Source organism: Holdemania massiliensis AP2, assembly GCF_000327285.1.
Classification (GTDB): Bacteria; Bacillota_I; Bacilli_A; order Erysipelotrichales; family Erysipelotrichaceae; genus Holdemania; species Holdemania massiliensis.
Genome location: NZ_HE998567.1, coordinates 1,660,135 through 1,685,089, shown reverse-complemented (window position 1 = coordinate 1,685,089; position 24,955 = coordinate 1,660,135). Strand labels below are relative to the sequence as shown.

Annotated in this window: 27 protein-coding genes; 25 read left to right on the top strand and 2 right to left on the bottom strand. The window is 47.1% G+C overall.

Annotation, left to right across the window (positions count from 1 at the left end):
• Positions 1-163: 163 nt before the first annotated feature.
• From BN162_RS07950 to BN162_RS07880, 15 genes are all read left to right on the top strand, one after another.
• Positions 164-1,150 (top strand): Gfo/Idh/MocA family protein, encoded by a 987-nt coding sequence (locus BN162_RS07950; protein ID WP_020224550.1) that lies wholly within the window; start codon positions 164-166, stop codon positions 1,148-1,150.
• A gap of 281 nt (positions 1,151-1,431) precedes the next feature.
• Positions 1,432-2,088, top strand: a complete 657-nt coding sequence (locus tag BN162_RS07945) for a 5-bromo-4-chloroindolyl phosphate hydrolysis family protein (RefSeq protein WP_020224549.1) — start codon at positions 1,432-1,434, stop codon at positions 2,086-2,088.
• Positions 2,085-2,636 carry a hypothetical protein gene (locus BN162_RS07940; RefSeq protein ID WP_020224548.1) on the top strand — a complete coding sequence of 184 codons (552 nt, stop codon included), beginning with the start codon at positions 2,085-2,087 and terminating at the stop codon, positions 2,634-2,636. Before BN162_RS07945 ends, BN162_RS07940 begins: the two co-directional genes overlap by 4 nt.
• 3 nt (positions 2,637-2,639) lie before the next feature.
• A complete protein-coding gene (locus tag BN162_RS07935) occupies positions 2,640-3,554 on the top strand; it encodes a TPM domain-containing protein (protein WP_020224547.1) in 915 nt (304 codons plus the stop codon).
• A gap of 251 nt (positions 3,555-3,805) precedes the next feature.
• Positions 3,806-4,756 carry an L-lactate dehydrogenase gene (locus tag BN162_RS07930; RefSeq protein WP_020224546.1) on the top strand — a complete coding sequence of 317 codons (951 nt, stop codon included), beginning with the start codon at positions 3,806-3,808 and terminating at the stop codon, positions 4,754-4,756.
• 155 nt (positions 4,757-4,911) lie between these two features.
• Positions 4,912-6,060 carry a GTPase HflX gene (gene hflX / locus BN162_RS07925; RefSeq protein ID WP_020224545.1) on the top strand — a complete coding sequence of 383 codons (1,149 nt, stop codon included), beginning with the start codon at positions 4,912-4,914 and terminating at the stop codon, positions 6,058-6,060.
• 3 nt (positions 6,061-6,063) lie between these two features.
• Positions 6,064-7,125, top strand: a complete 1,062-nt coding sequence (locus BN162_RS07920) for a serine hydrolase domain-containing protein (RefSeq protein ID WP_020224544.1) — start codon at positions 6,064-6,066, stop codon at positions 7,123-7,125.
• Positions 7,126-7,201: 76 nt separating this feature from the next.
• The gene (locus tag BN162_RS07915; protein WP_020224543.1) at positions 7,202-7,687 is read left to right on the top strand and encodes a hypothetical protein; all 486 of its coding nucleotides are present in this window, start codon (positions 7,202-7,204) and stop codon (positions 7,685-7,687) included.
• Positions 7,684-8,055 (top strand): VOC family protein, encoded by a 372-nt coding sequence (locus BN162_RS07910; RefSeq protein ID WP_020224542.1) that lies wholly within the window; start codon positions 7,684-7,686, stop codon positions 8,053-8,055. Before BN162_RS07915 ends, BN162_RS07910 begins: the two co-directional genes overlap by 4 nt.
• 293 nt (positions 8,056-8,348) lie before the next feature.
• Positions 8,349-8,699, top strand: a complete 351-nt coding sequence (locus tag BN162_RS07905; RefSeq protein ID WP_020224541.1) for an ArsR/SmtB family transcription factor — start codon at positions 8,349-8,351, stop codon at positions 8,697-8,699.
• Positions 8,699-9,262, top strand: a complete 564-nt coding sequence (locus BN162_RS07900) for a 3'-5' exonuclease (RefSeq protein WP_020224540.1) — start codon at positions 8,699-8,701, stop codon at positions 9,260-9,262. Before BN162_RS07905 ends, BN162_RS07900 begins: the two co-directional genes overlap by 1 nt.
• Positions 9,263-9,364: 102 nt before the next feature.
• Positions 9,365-10,561, top strand: a complete 1,197-nt coding sequence (locus BN162_RS17845) for a helix-turn-helix domain-containing protein (protein WP_020224539.1) — start codon at positions 9,365-9,367, stop codon at positions 10,559-10,561.
• Positions 10,562-10,624: 63 nt separating this feature from the next.
• Entirely contained in the window at positions 10,625-11,446 is an 822-nt protein-coding gene (locus BN162_RS07890; protein WP_081587849.1) for an HAD hydrolase family protein, read from the top strand.
• Between the two features lie 93 nt (positions 11,447-11,539).
• Positions 11,540-12,562 (top strand): alpha-hydroxy-acid oxidizing protein, encoded by a 1,023-nt coding sequence (locus tag BN162_RS07885; RefSeq protein WP_020224537.1) that lies wholly within the window; start codon positions 11,540-11,542, stop codon positions 12,560-12,562.
• Between the two features lie 126 nt (positions 12,563-12,688).
• Positions 12,689-13,081, top strand: a complete 393-nt coding sequence (locus tag BN162_RS07880) for a hypothetical protein (protein ID WP_020224536.1) — start codon at positions 12,689-12,691, stop codon at positions 13,079-13,081.
• A gap of 83 nt (positions 13,082-13,164) precedes the next feature.
• Here the strand turns inward: BN162_RS07880 and BN162_RS07875 are convergent, their stop codons facing one another.
• A complete protein-coding gene (locus tag BN162_RS07875; protein ID WP_020224535.1) occupies positions 13,165-13,704 on the bottom strand; it encodes a hypothetical protein in 540 nt (179 codons plus the stop codon).
• Between the two features lie 300 nt (positions 13,705-14,004).
• Between BN162_RS07875 and BN162_RS17840 the strand changes: the two genes are divergently transcribed.
• The 10 genes from BN162_RS17840 to BN162_RS07830 all read left to right on the top strand — a co-directional run bounded on the left by BN162_RS17840 (position 14,005) and on the right by BN162_RS07830 (position 23,307).
• Entirely contained in the window at positions 14,005-14,550 is a 546-nt protein-coding gene (locus BN162_RS17840) for a DUF4358 domain-containing protein (RefSeq protein WP_020224534.1), read from the top strand.
• Position 14,551: 1 nt separating this feature from the next.
• Positions 14,552-15,949, top strand: a complete 1,398-nt coding sequence (locus BN162_RS07865; RefSeq protein ID WP_020224533.1) for an MBOAT family O-acyltransferase — start codon at positions 14,552-14,554, stop codon at positions 15,947-15,949.
• 15 nt (positions 15,950-15,964) lie between these two features.
• Positions 15,965-17,101, top strand: coding sequence for a DHHW family protein (locus BN162_RS07860; RefSeq protein ID WP_020224532.1), 1,137 nt, complete (start codon positions 15,965-15,967; stop codon positions 17,099-17,101).
• Between the two features lie 160 nt (positions 17,102-17,261).
• Positions 17,262-18,065 carry a YihY/virulence factor BrkB family protein gene (locus tag BN162_RS07855; protein ID WP_020224531.1) on the top strand — a complete coding sequence of 268 codons (804 nt, stop codon included), beginning with the start codon at positions 17,262-17,264 and terminating at the stop codon, positions 18,063-18,065.
• 11 nt (positions 18,066-18,076) lie between these two features.
• Positions 18,077-19,459 (top strand): 23S rRNA (uracil(1939)-C(5))-methyltransferase RlmD, encoded by a 1,383-nt coding sequence (rlmD, locus tag BN162_RS07850; RefSeq protein WP_020224530.1) that lies wholly within the window; start codon positions 18,077-18,079, stop codon positions 19,457-19,459.
• A gap of 195 nt (positions 19,460-19,654) precedes the next feature.
• Entirely contained in the window at positions 19,655-20,305 is a 651-nt protein-coding gene (locus BN162_RS07845; RefSeq protein WP_020224529.1) for a hypothetical protein, read from the top strand.
• A gap of 2 nt (positions 20,306-20,307) precedes the next feature.
• On the top strand, positions 20,308-20,949 hold the full coding sequence (locus BN162_RS07840; RefSeq protein WP_020224528.1) for a GIY-YIG nuclease family protein: 642 nt from the start codon (positions 20,308-20,310) through the stop codon (positions 20,947-20,949).
• 258 nt (positions 20,950-21,207) lie between these two features.
• Positions 21,208-21,408: a DUF1016 N-terminal domain-containing protein gene (locus tag BN162_RS19250; RefSeq protein WP_206671274.1), complete on the top strand. Its 201-nt coding sequence runs from the start codon at positions 21,208-21,210 to the stop codon at positions 21,406-21,408.
• 83 nt (positions 21,409-21,491) lie between these two features.
• The gene (locus tag BN162_RS18885; RefSeq protein WP_315969565.1) at positions 21,492-21,944 is read left to right on the top strand and encodes a PDDEXK nuclease domain-containing protein; all 453 of its coding nucleotides are present in this window, start codon (positions 21,492-21,494) and stop codon (positions 21,942-21,944) included.
• Between the two features lie 880 nt (positions 21,945-22,824).
• Positions 22,825-23,307 (top strand): COG2426 family protein, encoded by a 483-nt coding sequence (locus BN162_RS07830; RefSeq protein ID WP_020224526.1) that lies wholly within the window; start codon positions 22,825-22,827, stop codon positions 23,305-23,307.
• 185 nt (positions 23,308-23,492) lie between these two features.
• On the opposite strand, the gene BN162_RS07825 is transcribed toward BN162_RS07830, so the two are convergent.
• Positions 23,493-24,818: a GGDEF domain-containing phosphodiesterase gene (locus tag BN162_RS07825; protein ID WP_020224525.1), complete on the bottom strand. Its 1,326-nt coding sequence runs from the start codon at positions 24,816-24,818 to the stop codon at positions 23,493-23,495.
• Between the last annotated feature and the right edge of the window lie 137 nt (positions 24,819-24,955).

Below are 24,955 nucleotides of genomic sequence, written 5' to 3'. Positions count from 1 at the left end.
TTCCCAGGGAGCCTTTTTTTGTCTTCTTTTGCTTGGAAAGTCCCTGTTTTTTCTTGTCCCTTGAATTAAAACTTCATTCCTTTTACGAATTCAGCGTTTTTTTGTCCCGCGCTCAAGACAAAGCGGACAGGTTCTGTTACAATAGGAGCAGAGGTGATTACAAATGAAAATGGGAACGATTGGCACAGGTATGATTACAGAGTGGCTGAACACAGCCTTTGAGGACAACGGATTAGAATGTACGGCAGTCTATTCCCGCAAAGAGGAAACCGGTCGGCGGTTGGCTGACAAATACAACATGCCGAAGGTGTATACGGATTTGGATGCAATGCTTCATGATGAAGAACTGGACTGCATCTATATTGCTTCACCCAACAGTCTGCATTATTCGCAAGCGATAAAGGCATTGGAAGCCGGCAAGAATGTCATTTTGGAGAAACCATTTGTTTCCACGATTGAGGAATGTCGAACCTTGATTGAAACTGCCAAGAAACATCACCGTTTCTTATTTGAGGCGATTACGGTACCGTACAATCCGAACTATCAAGTCATTCAAGAACGGATTGCCGAACTGGGCTCACTGAAGATGGTGCAGTGCAATTTCTCCCAGTATTCCAGCAAGTTTGACAAGTTTAAAAACAATGAAAATCCAAACGTTTTCAATCCGCAGTTTTCCGGCGGCGCGCTGATGGACATTAATATTTATAACGCGCACTTTATTATCGGCTTATTCGGTGCGCCGAAATCCTTGAAGTATGTTCCAAACATCGCGGCCAATGGCATTGATACTTCGGGTATTCTCGTTTTTGATTATGATGGTTTTCTGGCGTGCGGTATCGGCTGCAAGGATTCCGCAAGTGAAAATATCTGTCAGTTGCAGGGCGACAACGGATATATCGTCGTTCACAGCGCGTCTTCCGTCTGCGCGAAAGCGGAAGTCTGGCTGAAAGGCGCGAAAGAACCGGAAGTCATCGACCTGATGGAAGGCCATGGCGGACATTACTTTGAGGTCAAGAACTTCAAGCAGATGATCGAGAATGAGGATTATGAAGGCTGTTATCAAAAGCTTGAATATTCCTATCAGGTCATGGAACTTGTCCATACCGCGCGTTTAGCGGCCGGCGTTCGATTCGCGGCTGATCAGAATTAAGATGAATTGATCCCTGGCAACAGGGATTTTTCCTTGTTTGGGCTGGAATCGATCACAGTCTGTTTCAGGATCTAACTTCGCTTTCGGTGGAAAAACGGCATGGAATACGATACAATAGAAAACAGATGTGGAGAGTGCTGCATGTCCAGACTTTCAACAGAAAGCATATTCTGCAATTCCTGCAGAATTAACGAGACCTAGAAACTTGCCGCTGTCGGCTTAATCGAGAACCCAATCTGACAAGATTCAAGCCTGCAGGACAACCCAACAGGAGGTACAACATGACTGGGAAAACAGAAATCATCCGAAAGCCTTCGCCCTGGCCTATTCTTATCGCTGCTTTGGCGTGGGCGATTGTTTGTCTGATTTTGCCGATGATCCAGCTCTGGCACTATCTAGCTGCACTTGCGGCTGGCGGGATCGCTTATGGGATTGCCCGTCATCAAATTCCGGATCAGGAAATCGAAGTGGAGATTCCGCTGACTCCGCTGCAGCAACAGCAGCTTCAGCAGCTGGAAGCGGCCCGCTCTGCCTTAACCGGGCTGCAGCAGGCAGCCGCGAAGGTTGAGGATCCGGCCATGACTCAGGATCTGCGGAAGATTGAATCTGTCTGCCGTCAGATCGTCGAGGAAATGGAGAAGCAGCAGCGCTTTAACGATCAGGCCCGCCGGCTGGTTGATTATTACCTGCCGATGCTGACGAAGCTGTTGGAAACCTATGATGAGCTGGAAGCAGATCCGCTGCAGACGCAGAACATTCAGAATTCCCGTCAGAATATCAAAAAAACTGTGAAGCTGTGCGCCGAAGCGTTTGTTAAGCAGTGGGATGATCTGCATGAACATCAGTCAATGGAAATTCAGGCCGACAGCGATGTGCTGGAAACGCTGCTGGTCAAGCAAGGTTTAGTATCGCCGGGACAAAAGGAGGATAAGGCATGAAAATGACGCAGAAAACCGCTTTTATTCTGGCGGCCCTCCTGGTTCTGGGCAGTGCCTGGGGCAAAGCCCGGCTGACATTCAGTTCGATGCAGAAGCAGCTGGATGTTGTATATACGGAAGGCGTGGATCATGACGGCCAGTCGATCGCTCAGGATATCCAGGCCAAGCAGAATACGGCCCGCAACTGTGTGACCGTTGCCCGCCGATATGACTCTGCGATCAACGCTTCGCTGATCACCGCGGTAGAAAACGCCGCGGAAAATTTGGATCAGGCAGACTCAATGGGTGAACGCCGGCGCTTGGAAACCAAGCTGGATACGGCCTTTGCTTCACTCAGCTCAGCGCTTTTAGAAGCCTCGCTTTCGCAGAAAGACGAAGCCTATGTCATCGGCTTCATGTCGGAATATCTGGCCAGTCAGGATCGGATTGAACGCGATCCCTATCATGAGAAAGCCGCTGCGGTTTTGAAGGATACGGCCGGTTGGTTTCCGTCATTGCTGCAAAAACTGACGGCCAGTTCACTGGATATTTATCAAATTGGAGGATAGTTTATGAAAAAGCTCGCACAGGGACTGATTTCTTTTCTGGCGATGATCGCGCTCAGCATCTGGACAATCAGCGCTTTCACCGTACCGCAGCCGCTGGAAAACTTCTATGTTGCTGATTATGCCAATGTGATCAACAGTCAGGATGCAGAGGCCATCCGTTCAGCGAATCAAACACTGGAAGCTAAAAATGGATCGCAGATTGTTGTTGCTACCTTTGATTTTCTGAACGGCGAGGCGATTGACGACGTTGCTTATGATTTGTTCAATGGCTGGAAGATCGGCAGCGCGGCGGATAACAACGGTGTCTTGCTGGTGCTGGCAATTGGGGAAGAGGATTATTATTGTCTCCAGGGCAAAGGCTTGGAAAAGACCCTGCCTACCTCGGAAATCCAAACCATTCTGGATTCCGTGCTGGAACCTGAGTTTGCCGCGGGCAATTACAGCAGCGGGGCTTTAAAAACAGTCCAGGCTCTGGCGCTGCGACTAGAAAAAACGGCAGGAACACCGGTGGTCAACACCGCGCCGTCGCAAGGCGGCGGGGGAGGAACGCCCTATACCGCACATTCATCCTTTAGCTTCTTTGGGATGCTGCCTGCTATCTTCCTCATGCTCTTCGTCTTTGTGATCGTCGTCGTACTTTTGTCCGCTTTTACACCGCGCCGCCGGCGTTATTATGGCGGCCCGGTATTCCGTCCGCGCCGCCGTTATTACGGACCTCGTCCGCGTCCAATGGACCCATGGGGGCCGGAGCGCCGTCCGCGTGAACCCCGTCCAACCTACCGTTCTTCTTCTACCCGTAGTTCTTTTGGCGGCGGATCTGCATCTCGGTCTTCCGGAGCCGGCCGTTCCTTTGGCGGCGGGATGAACCGCGGCGGTGGGGGTGTGAGCCGAGGCGGCGGAGTTGGCCGTCGGAAATAAACAGCTCTGTCTCATTGTAGATCAAGATCAGACTTATAAACGAATATTGCATAACATAGGCAGAGCGGTTTTCCCTTTGCCTTTTTTCGTTGTTCAGCAAGTCTTGAGATAAAAATGACAGAAGTCTCAAAAAAATATGAAATTCAAAAGATTCACAAGGTTTTCAGCGCATAGTTCCCCCGATTCCCGGCAATCCTGTTACAATAAAGAATAGAGAAGGGTAGATACCCTGGAAAAGGAGCTGAACTCTTATGAAAGACAGAAAAATCGTTTTGGTAGGCACGGGTTTTGTCGGAATGAGCATGGCGTATTCGTTTTTGACCACAGGCGGAATTGATGAACTGGTCTTAGTGGACGTCGATGAAGAAAAGGCCATCGGGGAAACGATGGATCTGCAGCATGGTCTGCCGTATGCCCGCAACAAACTGATCATTAAAGCCGGCGGTTATGAAGAATGTGCCGATGCGGAAATGGTGGTAATCACAGCCGGTACCGCTCAGAAGCCCGGTCAGACCCGGCTGGATATGACGGCGGTCAACACCAAGATCATGAAGAGCATCACGGAAAACATCATGGCTTCTGGGTTTGACGGTATTCTGTTAGTGGCCTCCAATCCGGTTGATTTGATGACCTATGTTGCCCAGCAGGTTTCCGGTTTGCCGAAAAATCGCGTCATCGGTTCCGGAACCATTCTCGATACCGCCCGGCTGCGCTATTTAATGAGCGAATATCTGGGAATTTCTACAAGCAACATTCATGCTTACATCATGGGTGAACATGGCGATTCCAGCTTCGTGCCGTGGACGCATGCCTATATTGGATGCAAGAACTTATTGGAAATGCTGGATGAGAATCATCGCGATCTGCAGGATCTCAACGAAATTTACCATCAGGTTCAGCAGGCCGCCTATGAAATCATTAACCGCAAGAAATCAACATATTATGGAATCGGCTTATCGCTGAATCGATTAGTGCGGGCCATCCTAGACGATGAACATGTAATTCTGACAGTCTCCTGTTATCAGAATCAGGAGTATGGTCAGGAAGGACTGTATATCGGTGTGCCGGCGATCATTACGCGCTCCGGCGTGGAAACGATCATCAAACTGAAGCTGAATGAGGTCGATCAGGGGAAGTTTGATGCCAGCTGTGAAACGTTGAAAGAGATTATTGATTCAACCATCGCGCCGATCATGCGCTAATGGCAGCGGCATGCGGCTGTGCGAAGCAAGAAGAACGAGGAGAATCGGGTCTTGGCCCGATTTTCTTGTGATGGGCAAAGCGATCAAAGCAGCGATCAGGTCAACGCCGTTTCAGAAAAAGATCGTGATTGAGACATAAGAAAGGGCAAACCGGAATGAAATCTATCGTATTGGCAGGACTAAGAATTCAGGAGAACGAAGCCGAGTGGGAACAGAAGCTCAGCGAAGCGGCGATGTTGTGCAAAGCCTGCGGCATGGAAGTGAAGGCCCGCGTGTCGCAGAAGGGGCAGAAAACCCATCCGCGCACCTTAATCGGGTCGGGGAAAGTCGCTGAACTGAAACAGATCAGTGCGGTAGAACAGGCGGAAGGCGTCGTTTTTATCAATGAACTGAGCGGAATTCAGCTGCGCAATCTCAGTCAGGAATTAGCCTTGTCCGTAATCGACCGCAGTGCGCTAATTCTGGAAATCTTTGAGCAGCGGGCCCGCACTCGTCAAGCGCGGCTGCAGGTGGAAGCGGCTCGGCTGGCCTATCAGCTGCCGCGTCTGGTTCTCGGTCAGATCCATGCCGATCAGCAGCAGGGCGGCGGTGTCCGCAACCGCGGAGCCGGGGAAACGCGCCTGGAACGCTCCCGGCGGACAATCGAAAAACAAATCCGGGATCTTCATGCGCAGCTTAAACAGCTGCAGCTTCAACAGTCTGTCCAAAGCCGGAAACGCCGCCGCAGCGGACTGAAGCAGGTATGCCTGATCGGGTATTCCAATGCCGGGAAGTCCTCGTTGATGAACGCGCTGCTCACCTTTCGTTCGATTTCGCCCACAAAGCAGGTCGACGCGGCGGATCAGCTGTTTGCGACACTGGATTCAGCGACGCGCAGAATCAAACTGGCCGGACGGGCTGAAATTCTGCTCAGTGATACCGTCGGTTTTGTCCGGGATCTGCCTGATTTTCTGCTCGACGCCTTTGAATCGACGCTGCAGGAAATTCAGGAAGCGGATCTGCTGCTGGAGGTGATCGATGCCTCTGATCCGCAATGGGAATTCCAGCATGAAGTTGTCATGCAGACGCTGCGCCGGCTGCAGGTTCTGCAGCTGGATCGGCTGTTGGTTTTCAACAGGGCGGATCGGGTTGAACAGTGGCCGCGCAAGGATGGGATTCTCATCAGCTGTCAGACCGGACAGGGGCTGGAAGAACTGATCCAGGAACTGCTTTTACGGCTGGATTTAACGTCGCTGGCCAAACCGGAAATAGGGGATGAATTTTTATCGGAACTAAGCTATAATGAGGACGAAAGAGGAGAATGAGCGATGTTGAATGAAAAGAAACTGGAAGCATTAAAACAATATTTAGAGAGCTGTGTGGATAACGGTACCTTTCCGGGCTGCAACTGCGCGGTGATCACCCAGGATGAACAATGGAAATGCAGCGTGGGTTATAAGCAGCTGGTTCCTGAAAAAGAGGCGAACAGCCTGGATACGATCTACGATCTGGCTTCGATCTCCAAGGTACTGGTAACGACGACCTGCATTCTGAAGCTGATTGAAGAAGGTGCGATCACGCTGAAAACAAAGATTGCGGAGATCCTGCCGCAGTTTTGCCAGAAAGAACTGACGATCAAGGACTGTATCACGCATACCTCCGGTCTGCCTGCGGATATCAACGGATATAAGTTGATGAAGGACCGCGATGAAATGATCGAAGCCGTATGGAAGATGGAGCTGGAATATCCGACCGGAACTCAGGTTAAATATTCCGACGTCAATTTCATTCTGTTGGGTTTAGTTATCGCCCAGCTGAAAGGCAGTCTGGACGGCTATGCCAGAGAAGTCATGTTCGAACCATTGGAAATGCGGGAAACTTGTTACAATCCGGATCCGTCGCTGGCGGAGCGCTGCTGCGCGGAAGAAGTGATGGAGAGCCGCGGCGGCGTAGTTCGCGGAATCGTCCATGACGGCAAGGCCTTCAAGCTGGGCGGCGTCAGCGGTCATGCCGGCGTATTCTCAACCTTAGAAGATATTTCCCATTATATCTCAATGCTGCTCAACGGCGGCGTTTATAACGGTAAGCGTTATTTCAGTCCGCGGACGATCGAGCTTCTGCAGAAATGCCAGACAACCGGTCTGAATGAGAAGCGTTCCATCGGCTGGATTCTCTCCGATCCTAATTACGCTTTAGGCGACTACACCAGCGATGCTTGCCTGTATCATACCGGCTTTTCCGGTCCGTCGATCATTGTCGACTTCAAACTGGGGATCGGGGTTGTAACGCTGGCCAACCGCGTTCATCCAACGCGTTCCAACGGCAAGATTCTAACCGCCCGCAATCAGATTCACAATTTAGCACTCCAGGCAACCGACGACATTTTGTGATGTGATGTGAAAATCACGCAGAGTTAAAAAATCACGGTATAATAAGGATGTTGGAAAAAGAAAGGAAGCTCTTTCTGTGAAATCAAAAGTATTGAAAATTCGCAATTTGCCCGCAGAAATGCAGGTGCTGAATGAAGTCAAGGTGAAACCGATCGGTTCACTGCTGGCCTTGATGCTGGTTTCCGGAGTTTTCATTATTTCCGGATCCACCATTGCCATAATGGGCGTTGTATTACTGGCGATTTCTTCATATGCGCTGCTGGTGATGCCCGACCGAATTTTAATGCAGTTTACGGATGAGTTTCTCGTGTTGTATAATCGGAAAAACCGTGATGAATGTATGTTGATTTATTGGGATGAAATCTTGCTTTGGCAGTATCAGAAGCATAACAATGAGGATCAGTTATGGCTGCAGCTGACCGATGGCCAGACGGAAACAATTGAATGTTTCAACCGCAATAAAATCGTACCTTATTTTAAAATTTATGCGAAAGGAAAAGAACGGCAGCTGAAACCGGCACGGCGCCGGCGGTCAACCGCCAGTTCCCGGCAGAAAATATGAAATTTACGTTTAATCATTTTAACTTCAACGTTCTGAACATGCAGCGTTCGCTGGAATTTTACGAACAGGCATTGGGGCTGCATATCGCCCGCAAACATACCGCGGCCGACGGAAGCTTCCAGCTGATTTATCTGGAAGATGATCTGGGGCAGTTTCAGCTGGAACTGACAGAGCTGAAAGACCGGACAGAGAAATATGATTTGGGTGAGTGTGAATTCCACCTAGCTTTCACAAGCGATCACTTTGAAGAAGCGCACCGCATTCATCAGGAGATGGGCGTGATCTGTTTTGAAAATCCGGGAATGGGCATTTATTTCATTGAAGATCCGGATGGCTACTGGATCGAAATTGTACCGGCTAAAAAATAAGCAGGCAGGAAGTGTTCGTTTCCGCAAAGCAGAGGAGCTGCGCTGGATCAACGCTTATCGGATCTGAATTCAAAAAGAAAAGACCGTAACCCAAACTTATCGGCAGGAGCAGCGTGCCGAAGGAGAAGGGAAACGGTCTTTTGTATGTTTATTCAGTTTATCAATGATCCAGATTAAGAACTCATGATTTCTTGATCGTCAACATTTTCCAGACCGATTCACATCATAACCCTTCCCTCCTTGCCCGAAAACCGTCGGAATGTGCTATAATAAAACCATTGGTGGTGAAGCGTATGGAGAAGGAAGAATTGCAGGAAAAAATCGTTCATCCTGAGATTGTAGCAGAAGTCGAGAAAAAAATGCTTAGCGAAAGTGAATTTGAGGATCTGGCGTTATTGTTTAAAATGTTTGCTGATTCCACACGTTTAAAAGTGCTGAAAGCGCTGTTTGAGCGGGAAATGTGTGTCGGCGATCTGGCTGTGCTGCTCAAGATGACGCATTCTGCCGTTTCGCATCAGCTCGCTTCACTCAAAAAAACCCGGCTGGTGCGCAGCCGTAAAGACGGCAAAGTGGTGTACTACTCGCTGGATGACGATCATATTGAAGAAATATTCCAGAAAGCTCTGGATCACGTCCGCGAATAATGAAGTGGGCAGCGATTGACTTTGAAACCGCCAATCCTTCTTCGATGAGCGCCTGTGCCGTAGGGCTGACGGTGTTTGATGAGGGAGAGATGGTGTTCAGCGACAGCTGGCTGATCCGGCCTCATCCGTATTATGATGCGTTCTATCCTTCCTTTATTGATATTCACGGCATAACCTCTTCCCAGGTTGCGGACGCCCCGTTTTTTCCTACGGTCTACAATCAGCTTAAACCCTGGCTGGACGGCGGTGTCTTGTGCGCTCACAATGCAGAGTTTGATATGAAGGTGCTGGCCAGCTGTTGTTCACTGTACCGCCTGGAAATTCCGGATGTTCCTTATTTCTGTACAGTTCGGCTGAGCCGCAAGGTTTATCCTTACCTTAGTCATCATCGGCTTAACGACGTCTGTGATTATATGGGAATTCAGCTGGATCATCATGACGCCGGCAGCGATGCCCGCGGCTGTGCCCTGATCGTGGCGAATACAATGAATCTGATGCAGATCTATGAGCCGCTGCCGCTGGCAGAGGCGTGTCAGATTCCCATCAAAAAGATTCTGGATTAGTCTGCCTGTGGGCAGACTTTTTGTCATCTTGGCTGGCTTCTGAATGTCAAAAGGGAGTCAGCAGGCAAGCGATTAATAAAAAGAAAAAAAGGAGCAGAAAGCATGGAATATCCTAAAAAAGCCTTGGGTGTGATGTTAAGACATCATCGAAGTGATCAGAATTTATCACTGCGTACCTTGGCGCAGCGAACAGGAATTTCCGCCATGTATTTGAGCGATGTGGAAAACGGCGTGCAGCGGCCGGCGGATTATACACTGCGCAAGCTGTTCAGCGAACTGGCTCTGCCGTATGATCCTGACTTGATCTGGCAGCCGGAATTCAGTCTGGCGCCGTTGTATCAGGCCATTCTCGATTTTCGGATGGAGGTGCGGGATCAGCTGGCTGAGCAGCTGAATGCACGCCGGGAAAGCCTAATGGCCAGCTGCCACTGCGCTCAATTTCTTCTCGCTCGATGGATCGTTCAGGTCAGCCGGGGTGAGAATCGAAGTGCGGAAACCTTAGCGCTGAAGGCATCGCTGATGCAGATGGAAGCAGGGCTGGAAGGGACAGATTTATGCTGGTACCAGTTATATTTGGGAATTCATGAGAAAGCGTTGGATGAAGTAGAATCGGCGTTGCACTGGCTGATCCAAACTGCAAAATCAGGACAGGATGAAGGCGTTAAAGCCCTGATTGATTATCATCATGCCGATTGCTTGATTCGTCTGCATCAGCCGCAGAGTGCTCTGCTGATGAACCAGAGAGCACTTGATCAGTTTTCCCATGGCGGATATTTCGTTCGGGCGATTCACACGCGGATCCATCAGATCGATCTGTTTTTAAACGATGAGCCCGCTCATGCCCAGGCTCTGGCGCTGCGGGTGCGGCAGGAAGCTGAACAGTTTCAATGTCCGCATGCCCGGCTGATGGCGGAAGAACGATTGGCGCTGGCAGCTTTACTGCTGAATCAGCCGGAAGCGGCTTTAGCTCATGCCCAGGCCTGTGAGGTGATTCACCGACCGGCTCTGCTGATCTGTGGAGCGCTGGCGGCTTATCAGTGCCATCGGCCGGAAGAATGTCAGTTTTTTATTAACCGGGGCATGGCAGAATGCCGCCGCAAAAAGCAGACGGATACGACCTTCCGCTGGATTGAAGCATTGCTCCATCAGGATTTAAAGCAGCTCATTCAATTCAGCTTACAGCCTGATCCGCTGGCCGGACCGCTGCAGAAGAAACTGCTTTTGCTGCGCTTTCAGACTTTGGTGGAGGCTGGGGAACCCCAAATGGCCTGCACTCTGATCCAGCAAGCATGTCTGTAAGCTGACACTGCCCCCTGGTCTTTCTTCCTTCGCTTTGAAATAATAAGGGCAGGAGGAAACAGGATGATACGATGTGTAATGATGGATCTGGATGGAACACTGCTGCGGATTAAAGATCAGAAAACTGCCGGGATCAGCGACGAAAACGAACAGGCTCTGATCCGCTTTGAAAAAGCCGGCGGTCTGACCGGTATTGCGACTTCCCGTTCGCCAGGCTATATCCGCCATTTCAGCCGCCGCACTTGGTCGGCCATCGTCGGCTGGAACGGTGCGGCAATTCAGACGGCAGGCACACTGCAGCTGCATCCGCTGCCCAAACAGGACATCAAACCGCTGTGGAAAACCTTAGCTGGGGATCAGCCGCAGAACAGGGTGGTAATGGTGACGACGGACAATGATTTCCTGGTCTATGACCTGACCTTTCCGCTTGTCCGCGGTTATTGCGAAAATCCGTTGGGACTGATTCAGGATCATCGCCGGGTTGTGGAATGGGACTCACGCTCCAAGCATGATTCCATCGCGGTGATCTTCGCGGTGTATCCCGATGCCCCCACCGCGCAGGCAATCAGAGAGCGGCTGGCTTCGACCGGGCTGCATGGCATATGGACAAGTCCGCGAACGTTGATGATCACGGATAAGCAGGTGGATAAAGCCTGCGGTATTCTTGAAGCGGCAGTCCAGCTGGGACTAAAGAAGGAAGAAGTCGCCGTGATCGGCGATGATTACAATGATTTAACCTGCTTCAAGACTTTTCCAGCCAGTTTCTGCATGGCTTCGGCAGAACCTGAAATTCAAAGACAGGCGCGTTGGACTGTAGCTTCTGTGGCTGAGGCCCTGGCCTTAATTCAAAGGGAGAATGCCGCAGCGATGGACCGGAGCCACTGAGTTTGGATGACCGGAGCGAATTCTGTCAAATACTGCTTGTTTTCAAAGAGCGGGACTCTTATAATGAAAAACAGGGAAAGGGGTTGGCAGAGAATGACCTTAGAAGAAATGCTTCAGGAAGCAAAGAGAAAAGCGCCGAAGTGCCGGGTTTGTCCGGTCTGCAACGGCTTAGCCTGCAAGGGGGAAATCCCTGGTTTAGGCGGCAAAGGCAGCGGCAGTACCTTTATCCGCAATGTGGAAAAGCTGAAATCCGTCCGGATTCAAATGGACGTTTTAGTCGAGAACAAAGAGATTGATACGACATCAGCCTTATTCGGACATCCGGTTGCCTTGCCGGTTTATTGTGCGCCGGTTGCCGGAATTAAGAATAACTATGGCGCAGAGATGGGCGAGGAAGAATACAACAAAGCGACAGTCGAAGGCTGTTTGGAAGCCGGCACGCTGGCGTTTACCGGCGACGGCATTGATATTGACAATTTGTTTGCCAAGCCGTTACAGGCGGTGTTGGATCATGAGGGGATGGGCATCCCTACGATCAAACCGTGGTGCGAAGAAGGCGTGCAGGCGCGGATCGACCGGTTCAAGGGACAGAAGGTGCTTGCGTTGGCGACCGATGTGGATGCCGCAGGTCTGGTGCTGCTGCGCAAAGGCACGACGCCGGTAGTCAACAAGAGCGTTGCTGATCTGACGAAAATGAAGGTCATGGCCGGCGGGATTCCGCTTATCGTCAAAGGCGTACTCACTGTCGAGGGCGCACGGAAATGTGTAGCAGCGGGGGCGGATGCGATCGTTGTGAGCAATCATGGCGGCCGCGTGCTGGACGATGCTTTATCCACGATTGAAGTGCTGCCGGAAATCGCAGCGGCGGTCAAGGGTCAGATCACGATTTTAGTCGACGGCGGGTTCCGTACCGGATTGGATGTGTTTAAAGCCTTAGCGCTCGGCGCCGACGGCGTTTTGATCGGCCGGCCGTTAGCTTTAGCCGCAGTCGGCGGCGGCAAGGACGGCGTGCGTTTGGCTTTGGATAAGCTTCGCGGTGAACTGCGCGAAACGATGATCATGTCGGGCTGCAGCACGATTGCTGAGATTACCCGCGATCATGTGCACGTCGATTAAGAAAATCGCGTAAACAATTTTCATAAAAGGCTGTAAAAAAGCCTCAAACTGACTTGTAAAGAATGATTAATGATTTACAAGTCTTTTCATTTTCGATATAATACAAAAGAGATAGGAGATTTATCAATGGGCAATTATGAAAACAATGCGTTCTTTTGGCAGAAGATAGATACCCTCGTCTTTTCCAGTAAATTTGTTTTAAGTCGGAAACAGGGCGAGCAGCATCCGGAATATAAGAATTTGATCTATCCGGTAGACTATGGTCATTATGTCGATCTGGCAGCTGATACGAACGAAGGGGGAATCGCTGTTTTTCGCGGCAGTGAAAAATCCTCAATGGTGAAAACGGCAGTGATCGCCGCGGATATTTTACAGAAAGAAATTGATGTAAAATTGCTGGTGGGCTGCACGAAAGCGGAAGAAGATTTAATCCTGCGTTTCTTAAATCAGACCGATTTCCAGAAAACAATTTTAGTCCGCCGCGGCAACGAGATTCCGGAGTGGGGATTAACAGACTAATTGAGGGTAAGACAGCCGAGTGCTGTTTTTCTTTTGGTCTGAAATTGTACAGATAAGAATAGGGCAGGAGCCATATCTTTAGATCAGTAAGGGTATTCGACAACTTGTCCGCGAATCATGGCTAGATTATCCATCCAGGCATCCACGTCCTGTTCGCTGCGGTAATACACCGATTCTTTCAACTTTAGCGTTTGCCCGTCAATGCTTTGTTTATAAATGATAAGCAAAGGCTGGCCTTGATAAGATTTTCCGGCCGTACATACGCGGTATAGATATGCGTCATGATAAAGAATAACCCCTTGCGGATCACGGCCGGTCAGAACAAATAAGTCCGCGCTTTGATTGAAATCATCTGTTTGAACAGGTTTGAGCTGGCGCAGAAATGCCAGGATCCAGTCCCGTTCTTCTTCTGATGGCTGCCAGGCCAGATCCATAAAGGAATCGGGAAAGGCTTCCTTCAGCGCATCATTTTTTACTAAAATCGTATAATCAGTAAAATCATGTCGGGCAGCATTTTCCTGAAGATAGGGAACGAAAGTCCAGGATAACAGAAAAACGAGCATCAGCGAAAAGAATAGAAAAGGGATCGTTTTAAAAAGCGCGGAACCCATTCGTTTTTTCATGCGTTTTCCCTCCGTATCTTTAGTCTATTCTAGTTTTAGTTTAACATTTTTCTGCAACCATCAGTGTATTTTTAAGCCTGTTCTTGATAAATTCAACGGATGTTAAAAACAGTTCTTCCATTTCTTTTCCCTGAAGACAAAGCCTGGATGGTTGCTTCCTGATTCCGTTAAGGAAAAGTTAAGAAATCAAAGCAGGTCAAAGGATAGTTTTTTAAACACGCTTTTGATATAATTCTCATACGATCCGGGGTATACCCGTGATCGGCAAGGGGCATGCTAATGCCACGGAGGGATTTAAAAATGAAAAAATTAATCATTGGATGTATTGTAGTCAGCTGTCTGATGCTGACGGGCTGCTCAAAGAAGAATCCGCAGCCAACACCGACGCCGAGTGTTACCCCGTCAACGGAACCGACGATGACGCCGAGTGCTTCGCCGGAAACCGCGGAAGGCTTGAAAGGAATTATGGAAGCTATTCGCCGCAACGATGAATATCAGCTTCCTATGTCGATGGATGTCGACGATACAGTCTTAATGGACATGTATGGTCTGTCCAGCGACCTGGTTAAGGATTATGCGATCTTCATGCCGGCGATGAATGTGCATGCGACGGAGATTATTTTAGTCGAAGCCCAGGATGGAAAACTGGAAGAAGTAAAAAAGGCACTGGATAAGCGGTTGGAAACGATCGAAAAAACCTGGTCAACGTATCTTCCGGAACAGTATGAGCTGGTTAAAAACCGGAAAACGCTAGAACAAGGCAATGTGATCGTAATTGTGATTGCGGATCAGGCCGATGCGATCCTGAAAGACATTACCGACAGTCTGAACGCATCCGCACAGTAACATGGTTTTCAGCAGTCTGCCATTTCTTTTTGGTTATCTTCCTGTCGTGCTGGTGGTGCTTAAATGTGCACCGCTGCACGCCAGGAATTTTTGTCTTTTTGCCGTTTCCTTAATTTTCTACGGCTGGTCGGAGCCGGTGTATATTCTCATCATGCTGATCTCTACACTGGTCGATTATGTCAATGGCCGGATGGTCGATCATTATCGTGATGATCGAAGAAAAGCGAAGCGGTTTGTCTGGTTCTCCGTCATTTTCAATTTAAGTCTTTTAGGCTTTTTTAAATATGCTGATTTTTTCATTCTTAATCTGCAGGCACTCGGCTTGCCGCTGAGTCCGCTGCATCTGTCCTTGCCTGTGGGCATTTCCTTTTATACATTTCAGACGATGTCCTATCCGATCGACGTCTATCGCGGACAGGCCCCGGTTCAAAAAAGCGTTGTTTCTTTTGGGGCTTATGTTACGCTGTTTCCGCAGCTGATTGCCGGTCCGATTGTCCGCTATAAAGATATTGCCGAGCAGCTGGATCACCGCAAGGAAACGGCAGATCAGTTTGTCCAGGGAATTCAGCGGTTTGTCTGCGGTCTGGCTAAAAAAGTGCTGCTGGCCAACGCGATCGGCAGTTTGTGGGATACATTGTCAACTTTGCCGAAAAGTGAGATGAGCGTAGTCGGGGCTTGGCTAGGGATCGTCGCTTTTGCTTTTCAGATCTACTTTGATTTCAGCGGATACAGCGATATGGCGATCGGTTTGGGCAAAATGCTCGGCTTTGAGTTTCTGGAAAACTTCAATTATCCGTATATTTCCCGCTCGATTACCGAATTCTGGCGGCGCTGGCACATCTCGTTAAGCACCTGGTTTCGCGATTATGTCTACATTCCTTTGGGCGGAAGCCGGCAGGGGCGGGCAAAGCAGATCCGCAATCTGATGATTGTGTGGCTGCTGACTGGCTTCTGGCATGGAGCAAGCTGGAATTTCCTGCTGTGGGGCATCTATTTCGGCGTCATCCTGATTGTGGAAAAGTTCTTTCTTAAGCCGCTGCTGGATCGGCTGCCGGTAGTGCTGCAGCATGGCTATGCTTTAATTCTGATTTTATTGGGTTGGGTGCTGTTTGCGTTTACGGATCTGGATGCGGGCCTGGCTTATCTTAAGATGATGCTGGGGTTAGGATCCGTGAGTTTGATCAATGCCCGAACGGTGTTTTATCTGCGGGACTATGGGCTCCTTTTACTGTTGATGGTCCTGGCCAGCCTGCCGTTAGGCCGAACGTTCTATCAGACGAAAATCCGTGGAAGGCGCGGTGAGTGGATCGTACCGCTGTTAGTGGCGGCAGGGTTAGTGCTGTGTACGGCTTATTTGGTCGATGCATCCTACAATCCATTTTTATATTTCCGATTTTAGCGAGGAGGCAGGATGATGAATAAAAAAATCCAAGGACTGACAATAATCCTGTTCTGCGGTTTTCTCGGCGGGTTTTCCATCTTCAATTTGTTTACGGAACAGCGCTCCTTCTCGGATGCGGAAAACCGGGTATTGGCACAATTCCCAGAGTTCAGCTGGAAGCGTTTCTTCTTTGACAATTACACCGCAGATCTGGAAGAATGGTTCACCGATCAGTTTATCGGCCGGGATACCTGGATCGGAGTAAAAGCGGCAAGTGAAAGAGCGTTGGGCAAAATCGAAAATCAAAATGTCTATTTCGGGCATGAAGACTGGCTGATCGGACAGATTGATATTCAGGACTTAACCCAGAGTCAGAAAAATATTGCGAAGATCAATGCTTTTGCCGAACAGTCGGAAATCCCGGTTTCGCTCATGCTGGTGCCGACGGCGGCGGAAATCGAAAAGGACAAACTGCCGGGCGGAGCGTACAATACCGATCAAAATGTTTTATTGGACAGTCTGGAAGACCAGCTGACTTCCGTTCAGATCATCGACGTCCGAGCCGCTCTGATCCAACAGAAGCAGCGGCTGAATTCTGAAGAAACCTTGTACTTTAAAACTGATCATCATTGGACGGCACTGGGCGCGGAAGCGGGCTATGAAGCGCTGATGTCCGCCTGGGGGCAAACGGCCCTGCAGCTAGGCCAGGATTTTACCTATCAGCTGGCGGCAGAAGGGTTCAAGGGGACGCAGTATTCCCGCTCCGGAGCCTTTTGGCACAGCGGTGATCCGGTGTGGACGTGGAGCTATACTGATCCGCTGACGGTTCAGGTGGTCTATGATCAAAGTCAGACTGATACTTCGCTGTTCAGCTTGAAGCGGTTAGCGGAGAAAGATAAATACATGGTTTATCTCGATGGAAATCATGCGCTTGCAGAAATAGAAACTTCCAGTTCATCGAATGAGAAGCTGTTGGTCATCAAGGATTCTTATGCCCACGTGCTGATTCCCTATTTAGCGCCGCATTTCCGTTCGATCACGATGGCGGATCTGCGCTATTATCGGCTGCCGATGTCTGAACTGGCAAGACAGATGGGCGCGGATCGGATCCTGTTGGTTTACAGTGTGGATAATTTCTGTACCGATACCAATCTGAGCTTATTGAAATAAGCTGGATCTGCGGAACAATCAGAATGTGAAAAATGATTTCCCAAAGCAGCAGAATACGCTGAAGAAAGCCAGACGCCTCTGGCTTTCTTCTTTGGGGAAAACGCTGTTCGTTTACGGATAGCGATGGTAAAATAGAAAGTAGAGTGGAAAGGAGAACCCCATGAAAAAGATCCTGCAGGTTTATGATATGTTTACTTCTTATGATGGTACAACCTTTGTCTATGCACTGTCCTATTCGCTGCTGCTTTCACTGGCTCCTTTGGCGGCGCTGTTAGTCGTTTTCTTCCGCTGGTCACCGGCTGGTCTGGAAAGTATACTGACCTTTGCGGAACAATATATTCCAGAGGATCTGTTGAGTCCATTTATCGACTTTTTCCTGAATAATTCTCCTGTGGAGCTGATTCCGCTGATCTTCTTTATCGTGGTTTCTTTATGGGTTGCCTCCCGTGCGATCTATTCATTTCTGATGATCTCCGCCCATCTGGATGAAGTGGAGCTGCCGCAGTGGTTTATGCGCGGTGTGTCGCTGGTCGATTTCATCGTTCTGTTAGTTATTTTGGGCCTGATGGTTTTTGTTTTGCAGCAGTTCCCATTTACCGGCTTGCTGACGCAGGTGGCTGTGCTGTTTTTCGGATTTTGCATCTTTTACCGACTGTTGTCGTTTCGCAATTATCAATGGCGGGCTGTCGCTCCCGGCGCTTTGTTCACTACGATCTGTATGTCGCTTTTGGGAACGTTTTTCTTCTTTGTCATCAATCATTTCACCCGCTATGAATCCATCTATGGACCGCTGTCTTCGATGGTCATTTTGTTTTTGAGCGTGTATATTATCGCTTCCATCGTTTATCTGGGATTCTGCGTCAATCAGGTGTTTGTGGAAAAAGACATGGTGCAGCCGCTGAAACATTACGTGACGGCCGTTAAAATACTGGAAAAAATCTTTCCGTTTACATTATTAAAATAAGGGGGATACCGATGGAAAAGAAGAAAAGCAAACAGTCCGTGAATGTGACGGCCAAAAAACTGGGCATCAATGGAGAAGGAATTGGTTACCTAGATGGCAAGCCGGTCTTTGTCGATCAGCTGCTGCCGGGGGAAACGGCGGAAATCAGTCTGATTGAAACCAAAGAACGTTATGCCAAGGGCAGGATTAATAAGCGCCTGAATGACAGTCCGCTGCGGATCCTTCCCGCCTGCTCTGTTCAGGGACGTTGTTCCGGCTGTCCGTTAATGATTTTACAGCCGCAGGCGCAGCTGCAGATGAAACGGGAATTGGTGCAGGAAGCGCTGATCAAATATGCCGGACTCCCACGCAGCTTGGTGCAGCCGGTCACAGCCAGTCCGCTTCCTTTGGGATACCGCAATCAATGCAAGCTGCCGATCCGACAGGAACACGGTCAGCTGGTCAGCGGTTTGTATGAAGAGGGAAGCAATCGGATCATACCGATCCATTCCTGCTTGATTCATGATGAACATCTGGAAGCGCTGCGGAAACAGATTATGGGTTTGTTGAACCAGTTTAAACTAAGCGCCTATGATCCCAAAACGGAAACGGGTCTGCGGACGTTGGTGCTGCGCTATTTAGATGGCCAGTTTCAGTGTGTGCTGGTCACTGGCAAGTCTGTGCTGCCTTCAGGTTTGATCGAGAAGCTGAAACAAATACCAGAATTGGTCTGTCTGATGCAGAATATCAATCCGGATAAGCGTTCGCGGCAGTTGTTTTCATCGCGCTGGAAATTGTTGGCGGGTGAGGATCAGCTGCCGGTTCAGTTAGGCCGGCTGCAGCTTAATTTATCCTGTGCTTCCTTCTTTCAGCTGAACCGTCCGCAGGCCTATCAGCTTTATCAAAAAGCAGCGTCGCTGATCAAGCCCTGCACAACTCTGGTGGAGGCTTACAGCGGGATCGGCGGAATTTCGCTGATGCTGAAAGACAAAGCAAAAACGATCATCGGCATTGAATCCATTCAGGAAGCTGTGGACAATGCGAATGAAAATGCCCGGCTGAATCAGGCCGATCATGTTCGTTTTGTTTGTGGGGATGCGGCTAAGGAAATGAAAAAAATCAGTAGAAAGCGGAAGATTGATGCGGTCGTTGTGGATCCGCCAAGAATCGGACTGGACGGAGCCATGATCGAAAGTCTGCGTCAATGCCAGCCTGAACAGATTGTTTATATTTCCTGCAATCCAGCGACTTTGGGCAAGAACATAAAAGAACTGAAGGATCTGTATGAGGTTAAGACTGTAATTCCGTTCGACATGTTCCCCAATACCGCGCATGTTGAAACCATCGTGTTGCTTTCCAAACATCTAAAAATGACGACTTACGACTTGACCGATAGAAAAAGAAGAGGCAATTAAAGATACGTTTAGGCATTTTCAGATGATTTAATAGATGACTACTAAAGTTAAATTTTCAAAACAAGTATTTGAAAATATTCGAGTTCAAGATTTTATTAAGAGTCAAATATTGTATAGATTAAGTCTATTTTAGAAATTTATCAGAAGATGAAATTGCCTTTATTAAAGAAATAATTAAACCAAGGGAGTGATGAAATGCCTAAATATTTAATAAAATTTGTTTCAGAAGAATTACACGCTAAAACTTTAACAAATGGCAAGTTGTTTATGCGTCCCGCTTCCTATTATCATAGTTTTGAATTAGGCCAAGGTGATATTCGTGAGGGTGCATTATCTCATAATAAAATGATATATATGAATAATCATTTTCCGATTTATTGCTTGTATTCTGTTGAAGAGAGTGAAATCGAAAATGGATTTATTAAAGTGTTAAAAAAATGTATTGATGATTTTCACTGTCAGAATGGATATGCTGTTGTTTTAGACTATGAAAAATTTGTAAGTGTTTTGCCAACGTTAAATACCTATGGATATAAAATGAACGCTGGAGAGGTTCAATATCATGTTATAAGAAACAACGAGTTTGCAATATTGGTCAATAATAAGAACGGATTAAATCTATTTATCAAACATCCGTTTTATGTGCATCAGAAAGAATATCGACTTGTTGTTTTCGAATCATTGCCGAAAGAATGTGATCATAAAGAATACTCGTTTGAATCTTCAATAGAAAGCATTGCAAATGTTGTCAAAATTTCTTCTTGTGATTTACGCGATGAAATTTTTATGATTCCTATAAAAAGGAAAAATGAAGCTGAAGATAAAGTGCTATATGGAGAAAAGTAATCATGAGTAAAGGATATATTTATATTTTAACAAATCCTTCTTTTCCTGATTGGGTAAAAATAGGATATGCTGATGACCCACAGAAAAGACTGAATCAATTAAACAAGACTGAATGTACACCATTTGCATTTAGAATTTATGCGACATATGAAGTGAATAATCGTCTTCAAGATAAAAAGGTGCATGATATTATTGATTCATTGAATCCAAGTTTACGTTCAAAAGATTCTTTAAGTGATGGTAAAGTCAGAGTAAGAGAGTTTTATAATATGACACCGGAAGAAGCATATAAATTATTCGAAGCAATTGCTCAAATAAATGGTTTAGAAGATAATCTGGTTAAGCATGTTGCGTCACCTGAGGAACAAGAGGAAGAACAGCAAGCAAAAAAAGCAAGGCTTAGTTCATTTAGATTTTCTATGTGCAATATCAAGCCTGGAGAAAAAGTGATTTCTTTAGAACATCCGGAAGTTGTATGTACGGTTATTGATGATAGACATATTTCTTACGAGGGAGAAGATTATTCACTTAGTTCTCTTGCGGGTGTTCTTCTTGGTGTAAAATCAATTGCTGGTCCACAGCACTTTACTTACAATGGTATAATTCTTGCAGACTTAAGAGCAAAGTTAAATCCTGATAATTAAAAATGTCGGTTTGAATGTCGGTTTGAATGTCGGTTTGAATAAGACTGAGAAGAAAGTTGTTTCTTTACTCATTGAAGATTCAGCCTACACTTCAGAAGAGCTTGCAGCTAAGATTGGATTAACAAAAAGAACCATAGAGCGAACTTTCATCTCTCTACAAAATAAAAAAGTTATCGAAAGAATCGGATCAAAACGAGATGGAAGATGGATTGTAATAAAATAGTAAAATAACAAAATACGAGAATAATATCAAAGCAGATGACAAAGGATTTTGGAAAGGGATTTACAATTGCGAATTTGAAAAATATGCGGCAATTTTATTTAACATTTCCAAATGGCTACGCACTGCGTAGCGAATTGAGTTGGACGCATTATCGGCTTCTGATGAGAGTGGAGAATGAAAATGCACGAGAATTTTATATGCAGGAAGCTGTAAAATCCCAATGGAGTACAAGATAACTTGAGCGTCAGATAAATTCCTACTTTTATGAAAGGTTACTATCCAGTAAAAATAAAGAGCAAGTTGCAAAGGAAATACAGATATTAGAGCCGGCGAAGAAACCAGAGGATGTTATCGCGACCTATATGTGTTGGAATTTCTTGGGCTAACACAGAATGATGATTTCTATGAAAGTGATTTAGAACAAGTGTTAATCACACATTTGCAGAAATTCCTTTTGGAACTTGGCAGAGGTTTTTCATTTGTTGCGAGGCAGAAAAGAATAACATTTGATGGACGTCATTTTAGAATTGACCTTGTATTTTATAATTATATTTTAAAATGTTTTGTCTTAATAGATTTAAAAGTTGAGGATTTAACACATCAGGATTTAGGGCAGATGCAGATGTATGTTCATTATTATAAACGAGAGCTTATGAATGAAGGAGATAATCCACCAATTGATATTGTGTTATGTGCGGACAAAAGCGAATCTGTGGTCAAATATACGTTGCCAGAAAATGAAACACAGATTTTTGCCTCAAAATACAAATAGTATTTACCAAGTGAGGAAGAATTGCTGCGAGAATTAAATCAGGAATATCAAGCGTTGGAAGCTGGTAAGACAGGGGAAGAGAACATCGGCGATATAAAAAAATAATAAATTTTGCCTCAGGGTGGTGCAAAATTAATGGAACTTATATTTTGTGGGAAAAGGGATGCACGAACAGTATTAGAACTGTATAAATATTGCCCACATTTCTGTGATTTTGTGGGGGATATGTTTTGATTTGGTACGAATGTGGAAAGCGTGACGTTGCTGCAGAAGGCCGCACGGAGATTGAATAATTTTTCAAAAATGTTTTGAAAAAGGATAAAGATTATCGATTGATCAGAGGGCTTCTGATTAATTTCTAGTAAATTATCGGTGGGGATAGAATGCTCTATCCTGCCGGGAAAGCCTTATAAAATCAAGGCTTTTTCTGCGAGCAATACCATTCTGTAAAGGGTAAAAGGATATCCCAGCAAATAAACAGGGCCATGATCAGTATGATTTTGCGGAGAAATGCGCAGCGTTGTCTGAGCGGATTTAGCGTCTGGTCATCGAGACCTGCCGCCAATTGGGCTATTATGAGGCTGCCAACAATTTACGATGGCCGGTCGCTGCGGAAATAAAGCAGTCAGGCTGAACAAGCGAAAAGGGAAAAACTCAAGAAAGCGGCAGTTCGCAGCAGCTTTCCCCCCTGTTTCATCATCTGAATGATACTTCATGAAAAAAGATATCGGATCGTTTTCGGCAGAATTTATGCCTGGATAAGAGGAAATTGGAAATTTCTAAGAAACCCTTAAGAAACACGGTTTTGCCTTGTATCTTAGTTTGAATTCGTGTACAATGGCAATGCTGTAAAGATAAAAAAGAATTGGAGTACTCAAGCATGTTAAAAAAATATTTCTTAGTTTTTCTAATATCCATGGTTCCCCTGATTGAGCTGCGCGGAGCTATTCCTTACTCTCAGGCTTTCGGGATGCCGCTGTGGTCTTCCTATGTTGTCGCCATTGTCGGCAATATGCTGCCGGTTCCGTTTATTTACTTGTTTGCCCGCAAGGTGCTGATCTGGGGCGCGGATAAACCGATAATCGGCAAGTTCTTCACCTATTGTCTGGACAAAGGAGAAAAGGGCGGGAAAAAACTTCAGGCCAAAGCTGGCCGCGGTTTGTTTATCGCGCTGCTGCTGTTCGTTGGAATTCCGCTGCCGGGTACCGGCGCCTGGACCGGAACACTGGCCGCCAGTTTTCTGGATATGGATTTTAAATCCAGTGTCATGGCCGTTATGGGCGGTGTTTTGTTAGCCGGCATCATCATGGGGTTAGCCAGCGCAGGTTTATTCGGAGCGCTCAATCACTTTATTTTAGGTTAAGAAAGAATCTGTCGAAACGTTGCAAAACGCGGTTCTTACTTGGATTTGGATGAATCGTAAACAACAAAAAAGAGGAACAGCGGAATTATGCGCAGTGAACGGCATAATTTTACTGTTCCTTTTATCATGTCTTTAGCTATACCCTTAACTGAGTAAGAACCTAAAATGCTTCATTCAGCTCTTTTTTAAACGTTACAGTCCTTTCTTGTTGATTGTTCGTGATGAAGAAAGGGTTGCTGAATCAACATGCGTTCGAATTCCGGAATCGGCACCGGCGTGCTGTAATAAAACCCCTGTACGAAATCACAGCCGTGTGTCCGCAGGAAATCAATGTATTCCTGAGATTCTACACCCTCAGCGACGGTTTGCATACCCAATCCGTGCAGAATCGTCAACAGCTCTCGCAATACAATTTGCTTCTTTTCATTCAACGGTTCATTGAAAAAGCTGCGGTCCAGCTTAATCGTAGAAACCGGCAGGGAGCTGAGCAGACTGAGTGAGGAATAACCGGACCCGAAGTCATCCAGCGAACAGGAAAAACCCCGTTTTTGAATATCCTGCATGGAGTCCAGTAAGGTGACTTCGTTGTTCAATTCAATTTCTTCCGACAATTCAAATTCAAACAGCGATTGCGGCAGCGCGTAGCGATTAAAAATCGTTAGGATTTCACTGAGATATTCCGTGTCCATAAAGGAAGGCCGTGAAAGATTGCAGCTGATGGGGACAACCGGCAAACCTTGATCTAACCAGCGGGTAAAACACTGGCAAAGCTGATCGAAGACAAACTGGTCGATTTTACGGATAAAGGTATTTTGGACAAAGATGGGCAGAAAAACATGCAGCGGAACCTGCGCCCCCTCGTGATACCAGCGGATCAAAGCTTCCCCGCCATCAATCCGACCGTCGTTTAACCTGATTTTCGGCTGAATGAAAACCACAAACTCCGGTTTGTCCAGGGCCGGATGCATCCACGTTTCAATCTGCGCCCGCTGGGTGATCGGGTCCTGGATCGCCGGACTGGAAAATTCATAAGAGGAACTGTATCGTGAATAATCCGGTTCATAGCGACGTGCGTTATCGGCATAATCCAAAGCCTGCTGATATTCATCGCCAGGCTGCACCCGATGAATGCCGAAGGACAATAGGAGCCGCAGCCATTGTCCTTGATAATGCAGCTGATAAATCTCACGGTCAAAGACGAGCAGTCGCTCAAGGGTAATCTCGTTGGTTTCATCATGCAGGAAGAACAAAAATTGATCTTCCGCCAAACGGAACAGCGCCTCTTCTTTTTGCCGATGCTTCTGCAGCACGGCATAAACCTGCCGCAGAATTTCATCCCCGGCCGCATAGCCGTAAAGGGTATTGATGCGCTGAAACTTTTTGATATCGATGATCATCAAAACCAGTGAATGGGGAAACTGCCGCTTTTGTTGATAAAAGAGCGATTTTGGATGTTGCTGGTCAATTGTCAATGAGGCGGAAGGTAAGGGACGATGGATGCGATGGGCCATGAAAAACACCCCCGTTTTTACTGTCTTTTATTATATCATCTACAATTTGATAACCAAAATATTTTTAACAAATAGCGTTCAGAAGTTACAAAAATCATGAGGATTGCTCTATAATAGGGGTGCATTAGGTGGGGAGG

What these genes read in the sequence shown, in the direction of transcription:
- BN162_RS07890 (WP_081587849.1), top strand. Translation starts at nt 10,625, where the DNA reads ATGATACGATGTGTAATGATGGATCTGGATGGAACACTGCTGCGGATT.
- BN162_RS07910 (WP_020224542.1), top strand. Translation starts at nt 7,684, where the DNA reads ATGAAATTTACGTTTAATCATTTTAACTTCAACGTTCTGAACATGCAG.
- BN162_RS07950 (WP_020224550.1), top strand. Translation starts at nt 164, where the DNA reads ATGAAAATGGGAACGATTGGCACAGGTATGATTACAGAGTGGCTGAAC.
- BN162_RS07865 (WP_020224533.1), top strand. Translation starts at nt 14,552, where the DNA reads ATGGTTTTCAGCAGTCTGCCATTTCTTTTTGGTTATCTTCCTGTCGTG.
- hflX (WP_020224545.1), top strand. Translation starts at nt 4,912, where the DNA reads ATGAAATCTATCGTATTGGCAGGACTAAGAATTCAGGAGAACGAAGCC.
- BN162_RS07930 (WP_020224546.1), top strand. Translation starts at nt 3,806, where the DNA reads ATGAAAGACAGAAAAATCGTTTTGGTAGGCACGGGTTTTGTCGGAATG.
- BN162_RS07860 (WP_020224532.1), top strand. Translation starts at nt 15,965, where the DNA reads ATGAATAAAAAAATCCAAGGACTGACAATAATCCTGTTCTGCGGTTTT.
- BN162_RS07935 (WP_020224547.1), top strand. Translation starts at nt 2,640, where the DNA reads ATGAAAAAGCTCGCACAGGGACTGATTTCTTTTCTGGCGATGATCGCG.
- BN162_RS07900 (WP_020224540.1), top strand. Translation starts at nt 8,699, where the DNA reads ATGAAGTGGGCAGCGATTGACTTTGAAACCGCCAATCCTTCTTCGATG.
- BN162_RS17840 (WP_020224534.1), top strand. Translation starts at nt 14,005, where the DNA reads ATGAAAAAATTAATCATTGGATGTATTGTAGTCAGCTGTCTGATGCTG.
- BN162_RS07905 (WP_020224541.1), top strand. Translation starts at nt 8,349, where the DNA reads ATGGAGAAGGAAGAATTGCAGGAAAAAATCGTTCATCCTGAGATTGTA.
- BN162_RS07940 (WP_020224548.1), top strand. Translation starts at nt 2,085, where the DNA reads ATGAAAATGACGCAGAAAACCGCTTTTATTCTGGCGGCCCTCCTGGTT.
- BN162_RS07840 (WP_020224528.1), top strand. Translation starts at nt 20,308, where the DNA reads ATGAGTAAAGGATATATTTATATTTTAACAAATCCTTCTTTTCCTGAT.
- BN162_RS07920 (WP_020224544.1), top strand. Translation starts at nt 6,064, where the DNA reads ATGTTGAATGAAAAGAAACTGGAAGCATTAAAACAATATTTAGAGAGC.
- BN162_RS07875 (WP_020224535.1), bottom strand. Translation starts at nt 13,704, where the DNA reads ATGAAAAAACGAATGGGTTCCGCGCTTTTTAAAACGATCCCTTTTCTA.
- rlmD (WP_020224530.1), top strand. Translation starts at nt 18,077, where the DNA reads ATGGAAAAGAAGAAAAGCAAACAGTCCGTGAATGTGACGGCCAAAAAA.
- BN162_RS07880 (WP_020224536.1), top strand. Translation starts at nt 12,689, where the DNA reads ATGGGCAATTATGAAAACAATGCGTTCTTTTGGCAGAAGATAGATACC.
- BN162_RS07830 (WP_020224526.1), top strand. Translation starts at nt 22,825, where the DNA reads ATGTTAAAAAAATATTTCTTAGTTTTTCTAATATCCATGGTTCCCCTG.
- BN162_RS17845 (WP_020224539.1), top strand. Translation starts at nt 9,365, where the DNA reads ATGGAATATCCTAAAAAAGCCTTGGGTGTGATGTTAAGACATCATCGA.
- BN162_RS19250 (WP_206671274.1), top strand. Translation starts at nt 21,208, where the DNA reads ATGACAAAGGATTTTGGAAAGGGATTTACAATTGCGAATTTGAAAAAT.
- BN162_RS07845 (WP_020224529.1), top strand. Translation starts at nt 19,655, where the DNA reads ATGCCTAAATATTTAATAAAATTTGTTTCAGAAGAATTACACGCTAAA.
- BN162_RS07825 (WP_020224525.1), bottom strand. Translation starts at nt 24,818, where the DNA reads ATGGCCCATCGCATCCATCGTCCCTTACCTTCCGCCTCATTGACAATT.
- BN162_RS07855 (WP_020224531.1), top strand. Translation starts at nt 17,262, where the DNA reads ATGAAAAAGATCCTGCAGGTTTATGATATGTTTACTTCTTATGATGGT.
- BN162_RS07945 (WP_020224549.1), top strand. Translation starts at nt 1,432, where the DNA reads ATGACTGGGAAAACAGAAATCATCCGAAAGCCTTCGCCCTGGCCTATT.
- BN162_RS07885 (WP_020224537.1), top strand. Translation starts at nt 11,540, where the DNA reads ATGACCTTAGAAGAAATGCTTCAGGAAGCAAAGAGAAAAGCGCCGAAG.